The organism is Acinetobacter sp. 12966 (assembly GCF_031196995.1).
GTDB classification, from domain to species: Bacteria; Pseudomonadota; Gammaproteobacteria; order Pseudomonadales; family Moraxellaceae; genus Acinetobacter; species Acinetobacter geminorum.
This window is the reverse complement of the sequence record NZ_JAVIMC010000136.1, coordinates 141,186-162,129: the sequence shown is the minus strand read 5'-3', so window position 1 is coordinate 162,129 and position 20,944 is coordinate 141,186. Positions and strand designations below refer to the sequence as shown.

The window sequence follows — 20,944 nt, the reverse complement described above, 5'->3', positions numbered from 1 at the left end:
AAACACACTAAAGCTAAGGATTTGCTTTAGTGTAAAAATAATGTATAAAAGCTAAATATTCGCTTTTATGTTATTCATCTTATATGAACAATTCAAGTTCAAAACGGTCTGGATCAGTTTTTCAGTTAGATAGTGCAAGTGCATTGACACTCAATACAATCACGCTCATGACCTTTATGGCGGCGTCTAGTGCACCGACTCCACTTTATCGTCTATATCAACAGCTTTGGCAATTTTCACCTGTCACTTTGACTTTAATTTTTGCAACTTATGCTTTTACTCTGCTGGGTTCATTACTGATTATTGGTTCTTTGTCTGACTATATTGGACGCCGTCCTGTCATTATTGCAGCCATTTTTCTGCAAATTATTTCGATGAGCTTTTTCTTATTTGCTTCAGATGTTTCGATGTTATTTATTGCACGGGGCTTACAAGGAATTGCAACAGGGCTTGCTGTCTCGGCTATAGGCGCAGCAATTTTAGATTTTAGTAAGCTTCAGGGTTCGCTTATTAATAGTATCGCACCAATGGTCGGCATGGCTGTTGGTATATTTCTAACTTGTTCTATTTTGCAATTCTCTGCCCAACCATTACAGCTTGTTTTTGAATTCTTGTGCCTTCTTCTTATTTGTGAACTCATTTTAAGTTTTTTTACTCCAGAGACAGTCCAGAAAAGATCTGGTGCACTTGCCTCTTTAAAACCCAATATGGCTATTCCGCCACAAACAAAAAGCGCTTTATTGAGTATTAGTCCGATTAATATTGCTCTTTGGATGGTCAGTGGTTTCTTCTTATCACTTATGCCCTCTTTACTGGCAAAAATTTTCGAGACATCTTCAGCGTGGTTAAACGGAATCACCTTCATGGCGCTAGCACTCTCAGGTGCAGCCGGTATATTAACGCTTAGAAAGTCAACAAATTACCGTATTTTATTAACAGGTACTCTTTCAATTGCTATTGGTTCAACTGTTTTATTTTTAGCAATTAATCTTACAAGTGCAGTAGTTTTATTTCTCGGTTCTATTATTACCGGAGTTGGTTTTGGTACAGCTTTTATGGGCGCAATCCGCACAGTAATGCCTCTAGCTTTACCAGAAGAACGTGCAGGTCTTATGGCTGCATTTTTTGTTGAAAGTTACTTGGCATTTAGTATTCCTGCAATTTTAGCTGGCTATTTTGTTGGAAAAGTTGGGCTCATGCATACAGCAAATAGTTATATTTGTTTTATTATCTTACTATCGCTTGTTGCCCTTCTTCTGATTTTTAAAAACTTTAAAAGTAAATAAGCCTATAAAAAATAGCCTCTATTGAGGCTATTTTTTATTTCATTGTTCACGCCAAGGTTTTAAAAACCGCTTTACATACTTTTTAAATGGCCAGGTAAATTGTTTTATAAAACTATTTGGAATTTTATAACCTACCGTGCCATACACGCTTGCCAGATGATTTGGCATATATACACTTTTGAAGATGACATCATATAGAGGAATAAAAGCAGCGTAATTTTTATCAATCGCAGGTTTTTCTGAAGAGTGATGCCAATGGTGGAATTCTGGTGTAGCGATAATCCAGCGCAAATATGGAAAACGAAAACGCACATTGGAATGAATAAAAATAGCGTGAAATGAAATAAAGATTAAATAAGCAAAAACAGCTGAAGTATGAAAACCTAACAGGAAAATCGGTAAAGTCGCAATAAAACGAGTCATGAGCACTTCAATGACATGCAAACGAGAAGATGCTAACCAATCCATATATTCAGTCGAATGATGAATCGCGTGAAAGCGCCATAAGAAATTAACCTCATGCATGGCACGATGTAACCAATACACCGTAAAATCGACCACAATAAGTAATTCAATAAATTGCAGCCAAATTGGCTGAGATTGTACGTAAGGTACAATTGGATTATCGGGCAAATGTGTAATCCAATATTGAATTGGCATAACCGTTAAAAAGCTGAATAATTGAATCCCAATATGACTGACCATGAAATATTTCATATCGGTCACCCATCCTACTCTTAATATTTTTTGTTCAGGATTCTTAGCAAAAAAGCCTTCAAGTGGAATAAAAATGAACGCTAAAATAAATAAAGTTAGTACAAAATAATCGATACCTGCATAAAACGGTACACTTGGCAAAACGGGTGCTTCAATTACACCACAACCCAAAACCGCTGCCACAAGTGAAAAACACAGCCCGTAAAACCCATATCTGTTTTGACGGATAATGGCACTAAAAGCACCGAAACCAGCACTAATAACAATGCCTGTGATCAGGCCATAATAAAAAAGGTGATAGTGTTTTGCGTAAAGAGGACGGAGTTCTGGAGTGGTTAATATACTGGGAAATAAAAAACATAATGCACCAAATAAGCAAAGTAAGCTGAGTGACATTGAAATAAAGGCGCTAATTTTCCCTAAACCTGCGTTAAGTTCTAAATTTTCAAATTTTGCTCTTAATTGATCGGTCATAATTCATATACAATTCTTATTGTGTATAACGCGAATGCTATCAAAATTTAATTATTAATTGTAAAAAGAAACAGATTTAACTCAGACTAAAAAATAGATAGATAAAGAAAACTAACTAATTCACCAAAGTTCGGGAAAATTAGTTAGTTATTTTAAAATATTTATTTATCTCATACTGTTTAAATAAGATAAAAATAATGAAGTCGTAAAATGAGATTCTAACTATTTATTTTTATATGGAGTCTCATACGTTGTTTCAGCAACTGGTGAAACACGCCAAATCGTATTGCCCACATCATCTGCAACTAACACAGCACCTGAGAAATCAATTGCCACACCTACCGGACGACCATAGGCTTTACCTTTGTCGCTGAGGAATCCAGTCAAAATATCTTGCGGTGGACCTGAGGGTTGTCCACTTCTAAATGGTACAAAAATGACTTTATAACCACTGTGAGGCTTACGGTTCCAAGAACCATGCTGACCAATAAATGCCCCTCCTCTAAATTGTGGCATCAGTTCGGCTGTATAAAATGTGAGGCCTAAAGAAGCTGTATGGTTGCCTAGTGCATAGTCGGGCTTAATTGCACGAGCAACCATTTCCGGATTTTGTGGTTTTACTCGCACATCAACATGTTGACCATAATAGCTGTAAGGCCAACCATAAAAAGCACCGTCTTGAACCGATGTCATATAATCGGGTACTAAGTCACTACCAATTTCATCGCGCTCATTAACCACCGTCCAGAGTTTTCCACTCTGAGGTTGCCAAGCCATACCATTTGGATTACGTAGCCCCGTTGCAAATGGGCGTGACTGACCACTTGCAATATCAAACTCTGTAATTTGTGCGCGACCTTTTTCTTGATCTAGACCATTTTCAGCAACATTACTGTTAGAACCGACAGTAATGTACAGCTTTGTACCTTCGCGATTGGCAATTACATTTTTGGTCCAATGGTGATTTAAAGGGCCACCCGGTAAGTCCAACACTTTAGTTCCACTGGCCGTAATTTGAGTTTCACCTTCCTGATAAGGAAAACGCACCAGTGCATCTGTATTGGCGATATATAAGTTATTACCAACCAATGCCATACCAAATGGAGAATTTAAGTTTTGAAGGAATACCGTTTTCTTATCAGCGACGCCATCTCCATTGGTGTCACGAAGTAAGCTAATACGGTTTGCACTTGGGTGAGATGAGCCTGCACGTCTCATCACAAAAGACATGATTTTACCTTTAATACCTTTGCTGTCTTCTGGTTTAGGCGGAGCATCTGTTTCGGCAACCAATACATCGCCATTTGGTAACACATAAAGCCAACGCGGGTGTTCAAGTCCTTTGGCAAATGCTTTGACCTTTAAACCTTCTGCTGGAGTTGGCATAGCGCCATTTGGCCAACCTTCTGCTGGGGCTATATTAACGGTTGGTAATAGGCTTGTTTTTGGTTCAGGAAGTTTTGGGTCTGGCCCATAACTGTCGATAATTGGATATTGAGAGGATGAAGCACATCCTGCAACAAGAACTACAACTGTAGTGCCAAAAATTGGCAGTAAAAAACGTTTAGTCATGATTTATCACCATTTATTTTTGTCGTCATGGAAATAGCGTAATTTATGTCTGCAATTAAACAAGCAACTTTAATGGAGTCTTTTGTTTATCGCTTGCAAAAAAACTTCTTTATTTTTTGGTGAAATCATAACCGTTGCGATTTTTTCATTTTTTATATAATAAATTTTGAGTCGATCTAGCGATAATGCTGGAGAGGAAAGTGGATTATGAGTAGGTTCTATGCGAGTAATATCATTAATATTAATTTTCCATCGAAACACTAAACTCCTAATAATTAAGGTATTGTTTTCTACTAGATAATAGGTATTAAAGATGGGAAGCCAAATAACCAAAATGACTAAACTATAAATGACGAGGTGAGGAAAATTTGAAGCTAAAGAATAATGATAATTTGCTTCATAAATTTTCATAACGATATTGGCAGTGATCACAACAAATATTAATAAAAGCCACCAATCAATTTTTGATCTAAATTTCAAAAGTTATCCTCCATTTCTATATTAAATTCTAATAATTTATTCATTCTCATTTACTTAGTTTATTTTCTCAAGTTAAGCTAAAACTTACCGCCTCTTTTGCGTGAATAGTGGTGGTATCAAATAAAGGAACCGAGAATTTAAGCTCACCAATTAACATACAAATTTCGGTACAACCTAGGATAATTCCTTGAGCTCCTTCAGCAATGAGCCTCTCTACAATAGCGATGTACTTTTGCTGAGAATTGGGGTTAATCACACCTAAACAAAGTTCTTCATAAATGATGCTATGGACTATTTTTCGGTCGGCTTCATTTGGAATAACCACATCAATTCCATAATCCTGCAATCGAGCTTTATAAAAATCTTGCTCCATTGTAAAAGCTGTCCCTAACAGTGCAACTTTACCAATGTTTTGACTCAAAATTTCTTTTGCTGTTGCATCGGCAATGTGTAAGAAAGGAACGGTAATTGAATCTTCAATCTGTGCAGCAACTTTATGCATGGTGTTGGTACACACTAAAATACACTCTGCCCCTGCTTTTTCTAAATTTAGTGCTTGCTCCGCTAAATATGCACCTGCTTCTTGCCATAGGCCTTTTGCTTGCAAGGCTGCTATTTCTTCAAAATCAACACTATTAATAATGACCTTAGCTGAGTGCAATTTCCCTAATTTACGATGAACCATTTTATTGATTTGTTGATAATAAAGCGCTGTAGATTCCCAACTCATTCCGCCTAATAAACCGATTGTTTTCATTATTGAATCCTTCTATTTATGCAAAACTTATCTATATATCTTATCGGTAAAGCGCAGCTAGAATAAAATTGCTTTCTTTATTGAATTATTATTCATCTTATAAGCTATAATTTTTTAAACTATTTAATAAGACCTCTATGTTAGAAACAGAACGTTTAATTTTACGGCCATTCCTTGAAGAAAACTTACCTATTATGTTGGAGATGTTTCAAGACAAAGATTTTATGGCTTTTTCACCTCATGGTGCCTTATCAACTGAGGCAGCAACTGATCGTTTTTTAGAAATTTTGGAGCACTATAAAAATCATAATTTTGGCAAAATGGCTATCGTCTTAAAAGATACCTATAAAATTATTGGTTATTGTGGTTTTGAAACTTGTGAGGTTGATGGCAAAGCAGAAGCTGAACTAGGTTTTAGACTTATTAAAAGTGAACGAAATAAAGGCTATGTTGTTGAAGCTTCACTTAAATTACTAGAAGACATGCAAAATCGAAACTTCAAGCATGTGATCGCTTTTTCAGAAAAAGATAATTTACCTGCCCACAACTTATTAAATAAACTTGGTTTTGAAAAAACAAACTCATCTAGTTACATGAATATGGATGTTATCTTTTTCAAAAAAGATCTGTAATTTCTTTGATAAAAAATAAAATTACTATAAAAAACTTTAAGTTAGTGAAGATCTATTTGCCTCAAAGAAACCAGCATTAAATCCAAATCATAAATATAAGAATTCACGCAAACTTCACGACCAGCTCTTTAATTTAATCTTATAAAGTTGGCTCGGATATAGACATGAAAATTATAACTACAGCCCTAGGGCTGATTACCTTGATAGGTTTAACAGCGTGTAAAAGTGTGCCTAGCTACTCTGATGACTACGGTAAAGCCGAGCAAAAAATTACTGGAATAGAATTAAATGACCAACAGGCGTTAGATATCGGCAATCGTTTTGTTGCTGCCTTTAATACGCTTGGTACCCCTTCCTTTATAAGCAATGCTGGCAATCTCTACGCTGATCAGCTTTATATTAACGATACACTTTCGCAGTTCTCTCAGAAAAAAGATCTGATTAAGCATTTTGAAGGCATGAATGCCCGAGTGAATAATGTCACGGTAAAACTCATTAGTGCAACTCATCACCAAGATACAGCCTATATCCATTGGTACATGACCTATGACTTTAAAATGCTAGGTCGTTCAAAAACCATGACTTCTTATGGAATTAGTCAGATTAAGATTAATGAACAACAAAAAATTATTTTCCAGCAAGATTATTGGGATCCAGCGAATGGCCTTTACCGTTCTTTACCCATATTTGGAGGAGTATATAAATGGATATTGCCGTTCAAAAAAGTCGAATCTTGATATTTTTAGGAATCTTAATCGTATCTCAAGCTAACGCGGCTGAACTGAAAAAATGTAGTTCAGCACCTTTGATGGTCACGAGTAAGAAAGTGGGAAATGTCAGTTACTTTGCTGAAGATTGCTTAAAAAATTGGCAGAGTCAAAGCATCAAAATGGACTTTAGCTATAACCGCGATATTCCCGAGTGGGCTTTTAAACGTGCAGCAACCCATTATTTGAAAAAGAATATTAGTGGATTTGATGCAAAATCTCCGCTTAATCATATTAATGAACTTTATAGACCCATCAAAAATGGAGACTTATATAGTTTGTATTACCAACATGAAAATCAAAAACTAGAACTAAAATTAAACCAGAAGCTACTCGGTTCTTTAAACAATCCGAATGCAAATCAATATTTTAAAATCTGGTTTGGTAGTGAACCATTTAATGCTAAATTAAAACAACAATTATTAAATTAATGGCTTAATAAAATCTTATGGGTAATCATTTTATCCTCATGGTTGAGGACCATTTTGAACTTGCAGCAACCGTCTGCGAATTTCTTGAAGTGCATGGTTATATCATCGATCATGCGCGTAATTTAGATGCTGCACGGACTTTTCTCAAATCGCAGCATTATCATCTTTTGCTGCTCGATATAAACTTACCCGACGGCTCAGGTTATGACCTATGTAACTGGCTACGCACCGAACAAGGCGTTGATATTCCAGTCCTTATGCTGACAGCAAGAGATACTTTAGATGACAAACTTAAAGGTTTTACCGCTGGAACAGATGATTATTTAGTAAAACCCTTTGATTTTAACGAACTAGTGATGCGGATTCGTGCATTAATTAAAAGAGCAGCTGGCGAAGTTACTCATCATAAAATTCAGATTCATGACTTAATTCTTGATAGCGCAACCCAAACAGTTATTCGTGCCGGAAATAATATCGAATTGCCGCCTATTCAATTTAAATTATTAAAAATTTTGATGCGCCAGTCTCCAAAAGTAGTGACTAAGCAAGAACTGATGATGGAATTATGGGGAGACGAAGAACCTGAAAGCGATGCGTTACGCAGTCACATCTATAACCTAAGAAAAATGGTTGATAAACCTTTTGATCCTAAACTATTACATACAGTAGCAGGTGTCGGTTTAAAAATTGCTTTGGAAGATTCCGCGACTCAACTTAAATAGACTACAACAATTAAGCCTGTGGTTGGCTCCAAATCGAGTTCAGGATGAGTGGTTAAATAGTACTGCCGATCAAACAGCTCAACTCGCCATCCTAATTGCTTGCAAAGCTTTTGTACCAATTGCAAACCAATGCCATGACCTTTAGCCTTTATGGAAAGTTGTGTGTCGCTGAGCTCTTGCACCTTTACATCGTTAGGTAAAGAAATTCCAATTCCGTTATCTGCAATAATCAGGCTGTTTTTTTGTTGAATAATGTCGATTTGTGAACCTTGAGAATAGTTAAGCGCATTACGTAAAATATTGCTTAAAACCATTTGAGTCATAGAAGGATATAACCAGCGTGGCTGTTCAGCTGAGTTTGGATGAATACTAATATGTATTCCTTTACTCACACTCATCACTTCTAAACTTTCAACTAAATCCCTTACTGTTTTGGATAATAAATTTTTCTCAGATGGCAAGCTCTGTACCGTATTACGTGCAATCGCAAGTAAGGTATCAACGAGCAGCTGCATATCTTCAATTGTGTTATGAAGACGGACTAAAGATTTATCGTCTCCATATTTCGCCTGACACAGTTGCACATTACCTTTCAAAATGGTGAGTGGAGTGCGTAACTCATGACTCACATCTCCAGTAAATTCTCTTTCGCGTCGAATAAAATCACTTAAAACCTGATGATATTTTTCTAAAGCTTGTTTGAGATATTCGGCTTCCATGTTGCCATTGGTATTAATATCTCTAAAAGGAGATGCCTGAGTATCTTGATGTGCCCAATCGATATTTTCTAAAGCATTCGCCAAACGTGTAATTGGAGAAAAATAGCGTCTTGCTCTTCGGTTTGACCACCACAAAAAGCTATATAGAACAGATAAGCTGAACATGAGGGGAGCAAGACCAAATAACCAGATCAGTTTATTAACATTACTTTCGCCAAATACCAATAGAACATGCTGACCATTACGCTCACCATAGACCGTCATTCGCTCTTTACCATCAACGAATACTCGGTGCACGCCACTTTCTAAATGCATGCCCCGAAAAGGTTGAGGCGCGACCTGTGTATTCCACCGATATCCATATAAATTTTTAGTATCTGGTAAATCAGCATTTGGATTACGTTCTATGCGTAACCAGTAATGCTCCATTTCCTGTTCTAAAGCGGTTTTAAGTAAAGAGCCTTTAATTACCCAAGCACTACAAGCCAACCCGACCACGATCGATAATGCAATCAGACCAATCTGCAACCAGTAATATCGGTTGAACATTTGGGCTAATGGATGACTCGCTTTGCCATCATGTCGAGTTTTTATCATATCTTTATCGCCGGGATAGGCTATAGAAATTACTATGATCGCTTTTTAAATAAAAAGTGACCAATGACCCATTCTTGACCTTGCTCAAAACCAAATAACTCAGCACAAGCCATGAAGAAAATACGCCAGCGTTGCCACCAAATATTGGCATCTTTTCCATAGATTTTTTTAAACAGTGGCTTCAGTTCGACTTCTTGGTTATCCATGTTATCAAGCCAAGCATTTGCCGTTCTCATATAGTGCTCACCCGACCACTGCCACTGTTGAGCCAATTCTAAATGCTCTTGAAAATGCAAAAAAGTTGACGTCGCAGGCATTAAACCGCCAGTAAAGAAATACTTGGACATCCAATCATAATCTGATTTTACTTCAAAAGGATAATGTAAAAAGCGATGGCAAAAAATATGACACCAAAGTAGACCATCTGCCTTCAACCATCCCTGAATTTTCTCAAAAAGACGTTGATAGTTACGAACGTGTTCAAACATTTCAACCGATACAACCCGATCAAACTGATCTTGGTCTAATTCGAGCACATTCACATCACATGTGACCACTTCAAGATTCGTTAAACCCTTCAACTTTGCTTGCCCAAGAATATGCTTTTTCTGGGTTGCAGAGTTTGAAACAGCAGTAATCTGTGAGCGTGGATAGTTTTCTGCCATCCACAAAGTTAAAGAACCCCAGCCACAGCCTAACTCTAAAATATGTTGGCCGTTTTTAAGTTGTGCTCTTTCACAGTAAAGCTGAAGTGCGAGCTCCTCTGCCTGATCTAAAGTTGTTGTTTTAGTTGGAAAATAGCAAGCACTGTATTTGAGTCTTTTTCCAAGCACTGCCTGAAAAAACTCGGTCGGCAATTCATAGTGCTGCTCATTTGCCTTGTCCGTTTCAACGGCGATTTCGCTCCGTTTCAGCATATTAAGCACATCCATATAGCGCTGTGCCCATTGTTCAGGGTCATAACGCCCTTCTTGAATTAAGCGCTTTTTACTTAAAGCACGAATTGCAGCTCGAATGGCATGATCTGGAATCACACCACTTTCAACAATTTTCAAAGACTGATGAACAATAAAATCCATATGCGCACCTATTTTTTGGGTTTTCGCGGAATAAACATTGATGTTTTTTGTTGATAATCAAGATAATTTTGACCGCGACTTTTAATTGCTTGTTTTTCACTAAATGGAATACCCGTGACGTAATATAAAAATAGCCACATCAGTAACGGATAAATCCACAATACATATTGGCCTGCCGCTAAACCAATAATTGGATAGGCAAACCAGTGTAACCATTCAAAAAAATAATTGGGGTGACGTGAATAACGCCATAAACCCTGATCCATCGTTTTGCCATGATGATCTGGATTTAATTTAAATCGGTATAATTGCTGATCAGCGAGTTGTTCTCCAATGAAAGCAATTGCCATGATGACAGCTGCAATTACTAAAGCGACTTTATATCCACTATTCCATTCAGTTGCCTCTACATTGAGTAGCGTCCACATCGGCAAAAAGAACAAAAGCACTAAAAGTGTTTGAAAGATAAAAAATAATAAAAAGCCAATATGCTGAAACTTACCCATCGCTTTACGCATGCTCGCGTAACGGCCATCTTCTTTTTGTTCAGATTGATAACGTCTTAACAGATGCCAAAATAATCTTAAAAACCATAAGCCGCTAAAAATACCGATAAAAAGACGCACTTCAACTGGGGCAACTGAAATGAGTAAAGAAGACACAATAATGTTTACTGCCAGACAGAAACTCCATGCAGCATCTACAATTCCAACTCGGCCATTTATAGTGGCAAGTAGCCAGCTCAGCAACATGATCATTAAATCTAGAATCAGTAAATTCCAAAACATGAGCAGTCTCCTTACTTGAGCTGTTTGATTTAGTAACTGGTACTTTCAAACAACAAGTGAACATTGCTTATCACGCCTTCTTTAAAACCGCCTTCGCAATAACATAAATAGAAATCCCACATCCGAATGAAGTTTTCATCGAAACCTAGAGCCAATACTTGTTCCCGCGCTGCTAAAAAACGCGCTCGCCAGTGATGAAGTGTTTGTGCATAACTTAAACCAATATCATTTAAATTTTTTAACCTTAAACCACTCTCAGAGGCGGTTTGAGTTAATACACTTATGCTAGGAATAAAGCTACCAGGGAAAATATAGCGCTTAATATAATCAACTGTATTTAATGCTTTTTTATACCGGAAATCTTCAATAGTAATGGCTTGAATAAATGCCAACCCTTTCGGTTTTAATAGTGCTTTACATTGATCAAAGTATGTCGATAAATATTGCGCCCCAACCGCCTCAACCATTTCAATTGAAACCAGCTTATCGAATTTACCTTCGAGCAAACGGTAGTCTTTAAGTTGCACATCAATTCGATGTGCCAAGCCAGCTTCATTTACACGAGTAACGGCTTCATCATATTGAGCTTGTGAAATGGTAATGGTGGTTACTCTACAGCCATAATGTTGAGCTGCATAAATTGCAAAACCACCCCACCCACTTCCAATTTCAACCAAATGATCTAGTGGTTTTAAATCTAACTTTTTACAAATGATCTCTTTTTTTAAATCAGATGCTTCTTCGAGGGTCATGTTTTCATTTTCAAAAACGGCGCTCGAATACATTAAAGACGGATCTAAAAATAATTTAAAAAAGTCGTTGCTTAAGTCGTAGTGCTCGGCAATATTTTTACGGCTACCAGTTATAGAATTCTTTCGATTTTGATACCAAGCTTTAAGAAAAAACTGGCTCGCTTGGGCAATAACATTCTGGTTGATTTTGTCCAATACAGCTCGGTTACGTGCCAAGATCTGAATCAACTCGACAAGGTGCTCGCTGCTCCAGTCACCACGAATGTAGCCTTCTGCTGCTCCCAAAACACCATTTTTTAAAATAAGATCCATCAATAAAGGATTGCGAACTTCAATCACAGCATGTAAGTCTGAAACTTCACCGACCGTCCCATTCCACGCGCCCTGAAAAGTGATCTGTCCATGACGTAGTTTGAGAAGACTCTTGAGCAGTAACGGTAGTGAGTCATCTTCACCATAAAGAAATGTTTTTATCATGTCTTATCTACCTTGATCTTTTTAGGATGACGATAAAATGGAACTTTTTTTCGCCACAACTTAAATGCCTCTAAATATATTGAAAACAACATTTTAAAAGGCGCTAGGCTGTTTATAAGAGCATATCGATATTGCTGTGAAGGAAATGTGATGGGCACAAGTTCAAAGCGCATAGTGGCATCAAAGACTTGTTTTTGCTCTTCAAAAAGCTGCATGTGAATGACATTCTGCTGATCTGAAAAACTAAATCGCCAATGGTAAGTCAACTGCATGGGCATGAACGGCGAAACATGAAATGATTTTTCAAAGTTAAAATCAAAACTCTGATAATCACCCACCTGACTTTGTTGTTTTATACAGTCATGTATATAGACTTTTCGTTCATTCCACGGGGTATTGGTGATTTCACTAAGAATAAATAACGGTTTTCCGGCTTTATTTAAAACAAAATAAAATACGACCGAATTAAACCGAAAACCTAAACAACGAGGCAAAGCCAAGACTCGGATTTCCCAGTCTGGCCGAAGATGTAAGTGATTATTTTGCAGTATCGCTTTCTCTACTCTGTCTCTTATAGAACCGTGATACATGTTTAAAAAATCATTTTTAGATAGCTTTAATACATTCCAATGATCCGTCGACCAGAGTGAACAATCTTTTGTGATATCAACTAATTGATCTGGATCGAACCATAAATAATTTAAGGTCGATGTAAACTCATGCGGTTTAGGGCTATAACGCCGATGACGAATAAGCGCAGGAGCGATAGCAAGTTTATTTAATAACATTTGAAAGCTCCTTATTTATTCTTATAACGCTAAGAGTTGCTCAACAACTCGTGCTGCACTGCGGGCACCGTCTTCATGAAAGCCCCAGCCCCAATATGCTCCACAAAATGAAGTACGATTTTGCCCATTAATTTCGTGCCAACGAGATTGAGCTTGAATCGCTTTTGCATCAAATACGGGATGCCGGTATTGCCGCTCAACCAAGATGTCTTCGGCTTTGATTTTCATATTCGGATTTAAAGTAGAAAAAATTTGCGTAGCGCAGGATAAATTCTGCAAATTGTTCATCCAGTAGGTAAAACCATAATGTATGTCGGACTCATCGTTTTGAACTTGAGAAATTGGTGTTACATGTACATGCCAGCTTGCCCACTGCAAACGGCTTTTAGGCATAATTGAAAGATCACGATGGACGACCATTCGATTATCTTGATAACCAAATTGGCTTAATATTTCTTGTTCAAGTTCTGACGCATCTTTAATTAAATTTAGGCTATCGTCAGCGTGGCTTGCAAGAATCACCCAGTCATATTGGGCTTGCCCTTCAACGGTTTCGATCAACACAGTTTCTGGTGAACGACTCACAGCTTTTACTTCTGCAAATTTCCACTCAATGGATCGGCATTTCTTTTGAATAGCACGAATATAGCTTGCCGAACCATGTTTAACTGTTTGCCATTGTGGGCGGTCTTTTAACTGCAACATGCGGTGATGTTGAAAAAAGCTCACCACAAATCGATATGGAATTTGTCCTACTTTCTCAACAGGTGCCGACCATAAGGCACCGCACATCGGATAAAGATGTTCATAACGGAACTCATGACTATATTTGTGAAAGTCCAAATACTCTTCAATCGATAAATTAGGATCAATATCTGCCACATCTATATCTTTATTGTCATCATAAAAACGCAGCAAATCTGAGAGCATTTGCAGAAATTTTCGGTTTAAAAAGTTTTGCGGACGGGCAAAGAGCGACCATTTTTTTGAAGGGTTATATTGAAGTCCACTGACCAGATTATTCACAGAAAAACTCATATCGCTGCTTTGAGTTTCTACGCCTAATTTTTTAAGCATGTTGGTAAATAACGGATAGTTATAGTCATTAAACACAATAAAACCACTATCTACCGCGACTTTAGTGCCTTCTATCTCTAGCTCGTGAGTGTCAGTATGACCGCCAAAATAATTATTTTTTTCATACACAGTGACTTGATGTTGTTCTGACAATCTCCAAGCTGCGTAAAGTCCAGATATACCCGAACCAATAATGGCAATTTTCATAACACTTCACCGTTTTCAATTTTTTCTACCGATAGGTTTTTAATCTTTTTATATTGATAAACCTTGTCTGGTACTGGCTTTAGCCCCCACACCAAACCAAATAAAGACATCAGTTTGAGCACATAAAAAGTGATATCAATCTGCCACCAATAAAAACCTTGTCGCACACTGCCTGCGTAAAAATGATGGTTGTTGTGCCATCCTTCACCCAAGGTAATTAAAGAAAGTAGGAAGTTATTACGGCTATCATCTGGGGTGTTAAACTCACGTGAACCATAACGATGAGCGAGTGAATTAATACACAAGGTTGCATGTGTTAATAGAACAGTGGAAATCACAAATCCCCACACTAAAAGTTGTAAGCCATTGGTGCCCAACTCAGGGAAATGTTGTGCAAGCCACGAACCTAAACCATAAATTGCTAAGGCCGTCAAAATCACAATAGGCAAACTAAATCGATCTAGCCAAATTAGCTCTGGATATTTCAACCAGTCTTTAATGACTTTTTTTCGAGTAGCAAAATTTTGCTCATTTAAAAACCAGCCTACATGCGAATACCAAAAGCCTGCTTTTGCTGAATGCGGGTCCTGATCGGTGTCGGTAAAGTGATGGTGATAACGGTGATGGGCTGCCCACCATAAAGGTCCGCGCTGCGCACTCATGGTTCCGATCAGTACAAAAATGAATTGAACAATACGTGATGTCTGAAAAGTTTTATGCGAAAGATAGCGGTGGAAAAAAGCAGTAATTGCAAACATGCGAAGAAAATAAAACCCCAGCATGAAGATCACAGCAAACCAAGATACGCCCACCCAAAATGCAGCTAAACAAGCGATATGTAATAAAATAAAAGGAATAATTCTTAACCATTGAATTTTCTTTTCAATGACATATTCGCTAGAAGCACCCACTTGCGCATTTTCTGAATCTGACCAGCTATCGATCCAGCGCAGAAAAAATTTAGACATTGATTCTTCCTGATCTAAAGCATTTCTTTTGGTTCTAATTTAGAAAATGCGCAATGAATTTTATGTGAAGTTCACTCGGTTACGAGATAAATATAAGCATCTACGCAACCAGCATTTCACTATTTAGACTGTGTTGTTTTAACGAGTTTAGAAACGTCGTAGCCATAGCTTTTTGCGGTTTGCAGATAAGATTGATATGTCGCCTCATCAAGTTGAGGGCTACGAGAAAGAATCCATAAATATTTATGGCTTGGGCCACCCACTAAAGCGACCTGATAATTTGGGTCAACTCTTAAAACCCAGTAATCGCCTTTTGTAAAAGGAATCCATCTAAGACCAGAAGGTAAAAAGCTCACCTTCAATTTACTGTTGCCTTCATTTTGCGGATAAGCAACTCCTTCAGATGAGATCATTTCGCCTTTTTTTGTCGTACAGCTATTTAAAACACCAACGGTTTTGTCCGCGTTAATAGAATAGTTTGCAGTTGTATTGGCTACACAATCACGCTGAAAAAACATCGGTAAATGCGCAATTTCATACCACTTACCTGCGTATTTATTAATATCAATAGAATCAACAGCGACAGGTTTAGTATTGGTGTCTGCAAAGGTGCTCAAAGGAAGCATTAAACTGACCGCTGCAAGGCTACTGCTGATGATGAGTGACTTAAATAATAATTTCATGATTGCCCTCTTCTGTTTATTTCATACGTTTAAACATACGTCAGAGGGCTGTGAACAAAGTGTGAATTCTAAAAATTAAGCAACATTAATAAGGATTTAATTGTATTTCTTTAGAGCATCTGCAACTGGAAAATCAAGCTCAAAGCACACACCCTCAACCGTGTTATAAACTCGATAGCGGCCATGATGTAGATCCATAATTGAAGCAACAATCGACAAACCTAATCCACCTGTTTGATTCTCATCACTTCGACTTGAATGGCATTGGTAAAATCTTTCAAAAAGATGCTCAAGTTGATGTTCAGCAATTGAAACCCCACCAGTTACCACAGTCAAACTCACCCATTGCTTATGCTCAATCATCTTATGTTTTGTTGCGATATAAATAGTTCGCTTGTCACCACCGTGAACCAACGCATTTAAAATCAGGTTGTAAACGGCTCTTTGAAAAAGCTCAGGATCTGCAAATAATGTTTGAGCTTCTAAGTTAAAACTAAAATGACAGTCTTGTTCCTCGGCCTGATATTCAAAAATCTGGCATAACCTATCAATAACATCTTGGATATTTATTTCTTGTTTATTTACAAGCACCATTTTCTGATCGGCTCTTGCCAAGAAAAGCATGCTATCAATCATGCGTTTTAATCTGTGGTAGTCATCTAAATGAGACACCAGCAAATCTTCATATTGCTCAACCGAACGTTCGCCAGTTAAAGCAATCTCGGTTTGCCCAATCAGATTATTTAAAGGTGTGCGGAACTCATGTGCGATATCTTCAGAAAAACGGTTGAGCTGTGTATAGCCTTTTTCGATACGCTCAAGCATGTGGTTTATATCTTTTGAAAGCAGATCAACTTCTAAAGGTGAATTGGGGAGGTTTAACCGTTTCTGTAGCTGATTTACGTTAATAGAATGAGTTTGCTTGCGAAGCTGTTGTAGCGACTTTAAACCTAAATGACACACTAAAATGCAAAGCACAAAGATCGCAAACACGCCCCCGACCACATACATCAAGAGACTTTCTTGAAAAGGTAAAAGAATATTGATACGTTCTGACCACTGTTTACCCGCAATGAGTAGATAAGGCTCGTCATTAATTTTTATGGTTTTCCAAGCAATTCGCGTTGGATATGAGTTGTTCACTAAATCTTGAAATTGAAGACTATCGCGCTTTGCAAGTTCAGGCAGTTGAATGTGGAGCGGATTGATATTAATTAAACTTTTGCCTTTATGAATAAGCAGAAATAAGTTGTCTTGATTGCCAAGCATGTTTTGATACAGCTTAGGCCGCGCAATAATTTGCTCTACATTTTCGCTATCTTGCAGCAAAATTTCCAAACGATTAATTCTGTCTGCTAAAGCTTTATCTTGCTGCTTCAATAAAATTTGATTAATGCCTAAATAGGTCATAAAGCCGACGGAACATAAAATTAAGGCAGAACAAAGCGTGACCAGTAATGTAATACGGACTTCAAGAGAACGTAGAAGTTTAAAGTTCATAAGCTAACCGAAATTTTATAGCCCAAGCCACGTATGGTATGAATGAGTTTTAGCTCATATCCCTCATCAATTTTGCTTCGTAAACGGCGTACTGCAACGTCAATAAAGTTAGTATCAGTGTCAAAGTTAATGTTCCAAACTTCGGAACCAATTTGTCTGCGTGTCACGATTTGTTCTTTGTTGAGCAAAAGATAACGCAACAAATTAAATTCGGTTTTACTCAGCTCAATTAAGTTGCCACTACGCCAAACTTTATGGCTAACCACATCCATCTTTAAATCACTAATAGACAGCTCGTTTTCTTGCAGATATTGCTGTCGTCTTAACAGGCTTTTAATGCGTGCCAATAGTTCAATATAGGAAAAAGGCTTAGCCAAGTAATCATCTGCACCCAACTCTAACCCTTTCACTCTATCCATAACCTGATCTTTCGCCGTTAAGAAAATCACCGGAATTTTTGAAAACTGGCGTAGGACCTGTAATACGCTCCAGCCGTCTATGTCCGGCAACATGACGTCAAGAATAAGCAAGTCATATTGATCTCTCTTTAGCATTTCCAAACCTTGCAGCCCTAAGTGAACGCACTCCGCTTGATATCCAGACTCTTTTAATCCTTTGACCAAATAAGTGGCGATCTTGATCTCGTCTTCAATAATAAGGATACGCATTTTGTAGAGACTCATTTGAAAGATGACAACTTTGTAATGTGATTGTCATGCTTGAAATTAAGCAATTTGTTTAAGATTTTCAAAGCGACTTAGAGGCAATCATTATGAAAAAATTGAACTGGCTGATGTTAGCAGCCGTGCTATTTGGTAATAGTACTTTTGCACAGCCCCCTGCTTTGAATCAAGTTTATTCATTAGATCTCAAAACTGCCCACCTGTTAGCCGACAGTGCGAAAGAGGCATGTAAAAAACTAAACCAAAATATTGCGGTTGTTGTTGTAGATCGTGGCGGTAATCCATTAACTGCCGAACGGCATGAGCTGGTGGGTCCGCATAATTTAATGGCTGCCGAGAAAAAAGCCTATACCGCGTTATCTACCAAAACATCGACCTTAGTTTTAAGCCAAAACAGTAATCAAAACCCCGATGCAAAAAATTTAACTACCGTAGCAAATTTACTTTTGTTAGGCGGTGGCGTACCTGTTCGTTTTGAGAACCAAGTGATCGGAGCCATTGGGGTTGCGGGTGCTGGCGGCGCACAAAATGACAATCAATGTGCAAGCAAAGCCATTGAAACCGTTTTTCATTCATAAGGAGTTCATCATGACTAAATCATTTATTGCTTTATCTTCGTTATTTATAGCTTCGGCTACATTTGCACAAACTAATCCGCTAAGTGTGCACGTGTTAAATCTAGAAACGGGTTTACCCTCTTCTCAGGTTGAAGTCGTTTTAGAGAAAAACACCAATAACCAATGGGTTAAACTCAACCAGCAAGTGACCGATTCAAATGGTCGTATTACTGCGCTCTATCCAGAAAATAAAAAACTAGAGCAAGGTATTTATAAAGTTACTTTTAAAACAGAAGACTGGTTTAAGAAGAACAAACAACAAACTTTTTTTGCCGAGGTTCCAGTAATTTTTAAAGTCGATGGAAGCGTAAATCACTACCATATTCCATTACTACTTAGCCCTTACGGTTATTCAACCTATAGAGGCAACTAAAATAAAAAACCCCTTTATCTGTTGTGCACAAGTAAAGGGGTTGATTAAAAACGATGCGTTTTACGAACAAACACCATTGCTAATAACGGATTTTTTGTTTGAATCTAGCGCCACAATTGAAGAAGAAACCGTATTAATGATTTGAGTCATTGCTTCACTTGAAGCATTCACAATACCTTCCATCTTTTTAGTTTTCTGATCAATTGGCTGCTTAAAAGCAATTCGACAATTGAGCTGAGATCCTGCATTCGTGATGATCTTAGTAGAATGCAGTTTTCCTAATTTACGATGAACCATTAAGAATAAGCGAACGGTGAGCGCTTACCCCTGCCATCATTCCATCTGCAACTGCGAATGGTACCGAACCACCTAAACGTGCAATATCACCGCAAGCAAAAACCCCTTTTACCGTGGTGTCTTTTGTCGCGCTTGTTTTGATTATTTGTCCAAACGGCGTGTCTTCGACTTCACATCCAAGCTCGGCCAGCCAAGGTTGAGTAATATATGTACGTGTTGGAATAAACAGTCCATCCAGAGCAATAACCTTTCCATCGGTAAACACAATCTCTGCCTCACCTCTGATTTCCTGAATAAGACATGGCTCTACAATCACTCCACGTTTTTGTAAGGAAATATGCCATTCTGTATGAATGAGTTGATCATTTCCATTAAGTAAAAACGTGGTTGGGCCCCAATCAGGCAGCATCATCGCCAATTGTAAGCTGTGTTCTGACGTGGCCAAAATACCGATTTTTCCTTTTTCTAACTCGTATCCATGGCAATATGGACAATGAAAAACCGTTTTCCCCCATCTTTCAGCCAAACCCGCTATTTCTGGCAACTGATCACTAACTCCTGCCGCAATAATAATTTTTTTAGTTTGAATGGAATACACTCCATCAATACAAATACAAAAACCTTCATCTATTTTTGCAATTTTTTTAACTCTCCCATTTTGCCATTCAACAGTGCTATAAACTTCTAATTGTTTTTTTGCAATTTCAACAATTTCATTAGCTTGAGTTCCATCTTGGGTAAGGAATCCATGAGAATATTCAGCAAAACGATTTCTTCTTTGCCCTGCATCAATTATTGCAATGTTTCTACGTGCACGGGCCAACGGCATTGCTGCTGATAAACCCGCATAACTGCCACCAATAATCGCAACGTCATACAGCATTTTATTCACCCTTAATAAGTAACTTATGAAGTTACATTAATGCCTTTTATTTTAATTTGCAACTTTTCATGTTACATTTTATACATTCTATTGATCGCGCTGTTTTTTGTGCTTATGCGTACAGACAATAAACTTTCCCGAATACTTCATGTGCTTTTACACATGGCGAGGCAAAATCGCAGTTTTACTTCTGAAGAAATTGCCAAAATGTTATCAACTAATCCTGTAGTTATTCGTCGTACCATGACTGGGTTAAAACAGGCTAACTTTGTACAATCAGAGAAAGGGCCTGGCGGTGGTTGGCACTTAATAGGAGATATAGAAAAAATTACGCTTCTTGATATTTATAAGGCTGTTGGTGAACCTACAATTTTTGCAATCGGCAATGAAAGAAAAAATCCGGAATGTGCTGTAGAACAAGTCGTCAATGCAGCTCTAGATACAAGTATTCAAGCTGCACAGGCGATTTTGATTCAACGTTTAAAAGAAACTACCCTAGCCGATCTTGCAAGATCATTTGATCAAATTTGTATTGAAAAAGGATGGGATTTAAAACACTCACATGAGTAAATTTTTCCTCACAGCTTTTAACCAACAACTAAAGAACTCAAAACCGGA

General features: G+C 37.7%; 23 protein-coding genes and 1 pseudogene. 8 read left to right on the top strand and 16 right to left on the bottom strand.

Features of this window, described 5'->3' with window-relative positions:
- Nucleotides 1-83: 83 nt before the first annotated feature.
- The gene (locus RFW85_RS19680; RefSeq protein ID WP_216076593.1) at nt 84-1,286 is read left to right on the top strand and encodes an MFS transporter; all 1,203 of its coding nucleotides are present in this window, start codon (nt 84-86) and stop codon (nt 1,284-1,286) included.
- A 39-nt stretch (nt 1,287-1,325) separates the two neighbouring features.
- Here the strand turns inward: RFW85_RS19680 and RFW85_RS19675 are convergent, their stop codons facing one another.
- The 4 genes from RFW85_RS19675 to RFW85_RS19660 form a co-directional block, all read right to left on the bottom strand.
- A complete protein-coding gene (locus RFW85_RS19675) occupies nt 1,326-2,477 on the bottom strand; it encodes a sterol desaturase family protein (RefSeq protein ID WP_170249596.1) in 1,152 nt (383 codons plus the stop codon).
- 222 nt (nt 2,478-2,699) lie between these two features.
- Entirely contained in the window at nt 2,700-4,049 is a 1,350-nt protein-coding gene (locus RFW85_RS19670) for a sorbosone dehydrogenase family protein (protein WP_170249597.1), read from the bottom strand.
- A gap of 69 nt (nt 4,050-4,118) precedes the next feature.
- Complete coding sequence (locus RFW85_RS19665) at nt 4,119-4,529, bottom strand: PH domain-containing protein (protein ID WP_170249598.1); 411 nt, start codon at nt 4,527-4,529, stop codon at nt 4,119-4,121.
- A gap of 67 nt (nt 4,530-4,596) precedes the next feature.
- Complete coding sequence (locus RFW85_RS19660; protein ID WP_170249599.1) at nt 4,597-5,286, bottom strand: aspartate/glutamate racemase family protein; 690 nt, start codon at nt 5,284-5,286, stop codon at nt 4,597-4,599.
- Between the two features lie 137 nt (nt 5,287-5,423).
- On the opposite strand from RFW85_RS19660, the gene RFW85_RS19655 reads away from it, so the two are divergent.
- The 4 genes from RFW85_RS19655 (at nt 5,424) to RFW85_RS19640 (ending at nt 7,838) form a co-directional block, all read left to right on the top strand.
- Nucleotides 5,424-5,918: a GNAT family N-acetyltransferase gene (locus tag RFW85_RS19655; RefSeq protein ID WP_170249600.1), complete on the top strand. Its 495-nt coding sequence runs from the start codon at nt 5,424-5,426 to the stop codon at nt 5,916-5,918.
- A gap of 164 nt (nt 5,919-6,082) precedes the next feature.
- Nucleotides 6,083-6,655 (top strand): nuclear transport factor 2 family protein, encoded by a 573-nt coding sequence (locus RFW85_RS19650; protein ID WP_216076594.1) that lies wholly within the window; start codon nt 6,083-6,085, stop codon nt 6,653-6,655.
- Nucleotides 6,622-7,116 (top strand): chalcone isomerase family protein, encoded by a 495-nt coding sequence (locus RFW85_RS19645; protein ID WP_170249601.1) that lies wholly within the window; start codon nt 6,622-6,624, stop codon nt 7,114-7,116. Before RFW85_RS19650 ends, RFW85_RS19645 begins: the two co-directional genes overlap by 34 nt.
- Before the next feature lie 17 nt (nt 7,117-7,133).
- Entirely contained in the window at nt 7,134-7,838 is a 705-nt protein-coding gene (locus RFW85_RS19640; RefSeq protein ID WP_170249602.1) for a response regulator transcription factor, read from the top strand.
- Here RFW85_RS19640 and RFW85_RS19635 read toward each other — a convergent pair.
- From RFW85_RS19635 to RFW85_RS19590, 10 genes are all read right to left on the bottom strand, one after another.
- A complete protein-coding gene (locus RFW85_RS19635; protein WP_170249603.1) occupies nt 7,826-9,154 on the bottom strand; it encodes a HAMP domain-containing sensor histidine kinase in 1,329 nt (442 codons plus the stop codon). The two genes, RFW85_RS19640 and RFW85_RS19635, sit on opposite strands and share 13 nt — an antisense overlap.
- A 32-nt stretch (nt 9,155-9,186) precedes the next feature.
- On the bottom strand, nt 9,187-10,233 hold the full coding sequence (locus RFW85_RS19630) for a cyclopropane-fatty-acyl-phospholipid synthase family protein (RefSeq protein WP_170249604.1): 1,047 nt from the start codon (nt 10,231-10,233) through the stop codon (nt 9,187-9,189).
- A gap of 8 nt (nt 10,234-10,241) precedes the next feature.
- Nucleotides 10,242-11,021 (bottom strand): DUF1295 domain-containing protein, encoded by a 780-nt coding sequence (locus RFW85_RS19625; RefSeq protein ID WP_170249605.1) that lies wholly within the window; start codon nt 11,019-11,021, stop codon nt 10,242-10,244.
- 29 nt (nt 11,022-11,050) lie between these two features.
- The gene (locus RFW85_RS19620) at nt 11,051-12,250 is read right to left on the bottom strand and encodes a cyclopropane-fatty-acyl-phospholipid synthase family protein (RefSeq protein WP_170249606.1); all 1,200 of its coding nucleotides are present in this window, start codon (nt 12,248-12,250) and stop codon (nt 11,051-11,053) included.
- Entirely contained in the window at nt 12,247-13,038 is a 792-nt protein-coding gene (locus RFW85_RS19615) for a DUF1365 domain-containing protein (RefSeq protein ID WP_170249607.1), read from the bottom strand. Before RFW85_RS19615 ends, RFW85_RS19620 begins: the two co-directional genes overlap by 4 nt.
- A 21-nt stretch (nt 13,039-13,059) precedes the next feature.
- Nucleotides 13,060-14,322, bottom strand: a complete 1,263-nt coding sequence (locus tag RFW85_RS19610) for an NAD(P)/FAD-dependent oxidoreductase (protein WP_170249608.1) — start codon at nt 14,320-14,322, stop codon at nt 13,060-13,062.
- Nucleotides 14,319-15,290: an acyl-CoA desaturase gene (locus RFW85_RS19605; protein ID WP_170249609.1), complete on the bottom strand. Its 972-nt coding sequence runs from the start codon at nt 15,288-15,290 to the stop codon at nt 14,319-14,321. The genes RFW85_RS19610 and RFW85_RS19605 overlap by 4 nt, the downstream gene beginning before the upstream one ends.
- A 119-nt stretch (nt 15,291-15,409) precedes the next feature.
- Nucleotides 15,410-15,973 carry a lipocalin family protein gene (locus RFW85_RS19600; RefSeq protein ID WP_309171806.1) on the bottom strand — a complete coding sequence of 188 codons (564 nt, stop codon included), beginning with the start codon at nt 15,971-15,973 and terminating at the stop codon, nt 15,410-15,412.
- A gap of 96 nt (nt 15,974-16,069) precedes the next feature.
- Nucleotides 16,070-17,473: a heavy metal sensor histidine kinase gene (locus RFW85_RS19595; protein WP_170249610.1), complete on the bottom strand. Its 1,404-nt coding sequence runs from the start codon at nt 17,471-17,473 to the stop codon at nt 16,070-16,072.
- Nucleotides 17,470-18,141, bottom strand: coding sequence for a heavy metal response regulator transcription factor (locus RFW85_RS19590; RefSeq protein WP_005123675.1), 672 nt, complete (start codon nt 18,139-18,141; stop codon nt 17,470-17,472). Before RFW85_RS19590 ends, RFW85_RS19595 begins: the two co-directional genes overlap by 4 nt.
- 125 nt (nt 18,142-18,266) lie before the next feature.
- Here RFW85_RS19590 and RFW85_RS19585 point away from each other — a divergent pair, with 125 nt between their 5' ends.
- Nucleotides 18,267-18,734 (top strand): heme-binding protein, encoded by a 468-nt coding sequence (locus RFW85_RS19585; protein WP_014207181.1) that lies wholly within the window; start codon nt 18,267-18,269, stop codon nt 18,732-18,734.
- 10 nt (nt 18,735-18,744) lie between these two features.
- Entirely contained in the window at nt 18,745-19,146 is a 402-nt protein-coding gene (gene uraH, locus RFW85_RS19580; RefSeq protein WP_000167346.1) for a hydroxyisourate hydrolase, read from the top strand.
- 60 nt (nt 19,147-19,206) lie between these two features.
- On the opposite strand, the pseudogene RFW85_RS19575 reads toward uraH, so the two are convergent.
- A pseudogene (locus tag RFW85_RS19575) lies at nt 19,207-19,413 on the bottom strand (hypothetical protein); the annotation flags it as partial.
- Between the two features lie 16 nt (nt 19,414-19,429).
- Complete coding sequence (locus RFW85_RS19570) at nt 19,430-20,335, bottom strand: NAD(P)/FAD-dependent oxidoreductase (RefSeq protein ID WP_170249611.1); 906 nt, start codon at nt 20,333-20,335, stop codon at nt 19,430-19,432.
- Between the two features lie 105 nt (nt 20,336-20,440).
- Here RFW85_RS19570 and RFW85_RS19565 point away from each other — a divergent pair, with 105 nt between their 5' ends.
- Nucleotides 20,441-20,896, top strand: coding sequence for an Rrf2 family transcriptional regulator (locus RFW85_RS19565; RefSeq protein ID WP_170249612.1), 456 nt, complete (start codon nt 20,441-20,443; stop codon nt 20,894-20,896).
- Nucleotides 20,897-20,944 lie beyond the last annotated feature (48 nt).

Excerpts from the sequence above, each read along its gene's own strand:
- RFW85_RS19640 (WP_170249602.1), top strand. The coding sequence starts at position 7,134 with ATGGGTAATCATTTTATCCTCATGGTTGAGGACCATTTTGAACTTGCA.
- RFW85_RS19620 (WP_170249606.1), bottom strand. The coding sequence starts at position 12,250 with ATGATAAAAACATTTCTTTATGGTGAAGATGACTCACTACCGTTACTG.
- RFW85_RS19590 (WP_005123675.1), bottom strand. The coding sequence starts at position 18,141 with ATGCGTATCCTTATTATTGAAGACGAGATCAAGATCGCCACTTATTTG.
- RFW85_RS19605 (WP_170249609.1), bottom strand. The coding sequence starts at position 15,290 with ATGTCTAAATTTTTTCTGCGCTGGATCGATAGCTGGTCAGATTCAGAA.
- RFW85_RS19650 (WP_216076594.1), top strand. The coding sequence starts at position 6,083 with ATGAAAATTATAACTACAGCCCTAGGGCTGATTACCTTGATAGGTTTA.
- RFW85_RS19585 (WP_014207181.1), top strand. The coding sequence starts at position 18,267 with ATGTTAGCAGCCGTGCTATTTGGTAATAGTACTTTTGCACAGCCCCCT.
- RFW85_RS19660 (WP_170249599.1), bottom strand. The coding sequence starts at position 5,286 with ATGAAAACAATCGGTTTATTAGGCGGAATGAGTTGGGAATCTACAGCG.
- RFW85_RS19675 (WP_170249596.1), bottom strand. The coding sequence starts at position 2,477 with ATGACCGATCAATTAAGAGCAAAATTTGAAAATTTAGAACTTAACGCA.
- RFW85_RS19595 (WP_170249610.1), bottom strand. The coding sequence starts at position 17,473 with ATGAACTTTAAACTTCTACGTTCTCTTGAAGTCCGTATTACATTACTG.
- RFW85_RS19680 (WP_216076593.1), top strand. The coding sequence starts at position 84 with ATGAACAATTCAAGTTCAAAACGGTCTGGATCAGTTTTTCAGTTAGAT.
- RFW85_RS19655 (WP_170249600.1), top strand. The coding sequence starts at position 5,424 with ATGTTAGAAACAGAACGTTTAATTTTACGGCCATTCCTTGAAGAAAAC.
- RFW85_RS19625 (WP_170249605.1), bottom strand. The coding sequence starts at position 11,021 with ATGTTTTGGAATTTACTGATTCTAGATTTAATGATCATGTTGCTGAGC.
- RFW85_RS19565 (WP_170249612.1), top strand. The coding sequence starts at position 20,441 with ATGCGTACAGACAATAAACTTTCCCGAATACTTCATGTGCTTTTACAC.
- RFW85_RS19615 (WP_170249607.1), bottom strand. The coding sequence starts at position 13,038 with ATGTTATTAAATAAACTTGCTATCGCTCCTGCGCTTATTCGTCATCGG.
- RFW85_RS19630 (WP_170249604.1), bottom strand. The coding sequence starts at position 10,233 with ATGGATTTTATTGTTCATCAGTCTTTGAAAATTGTTGAAAGTGGTGTG.
- RFW85_RS19670 (WP_170249597.1), bottom strand. The coding sequence starts at position 4,049 with ATGACTAAACGTTTTTTACTGCCAATTTTTGGCACTACAGTTGTAGTT.
- RFW85_RS19600 (WP_309171806.1), bottom strand. The coding sequence starts at position 15,973 with ATGAAATTATTATTTAAGTCACTCATCATCAGCAGTAGCCTTGCAGCG.
- RFW85_RS19635 (WP_170249603.1), bottom strand. The coding sequence starts at position 9,154 with ATGATAAAAACTCGACATGATGGCAAAGCGAGTCATCCATTAGCCCAA.
- RFW85_RS19610 (WP_170249608.1), bottom strand. The coding sequence starts at position 14,322 with ATGAAAATTGCCATTATTGGTTCGGGTATATCTGGACTTTACGCAGCT.
- RFW85_RS19645 (WP_170249601.1), top strand. The coding sequence starts at position 6,622 with ATGGATATTGCCGTTCAAAAAAGTCGAATCTTGATATTTTTAGGAATC.
- uraH (WP_000167346.1), top strand. The coding sequence starts at position 18,745 with ATGACTAAATCATTTATTGCTTTATCTTCGTTATTTATAGCTTCGGCT.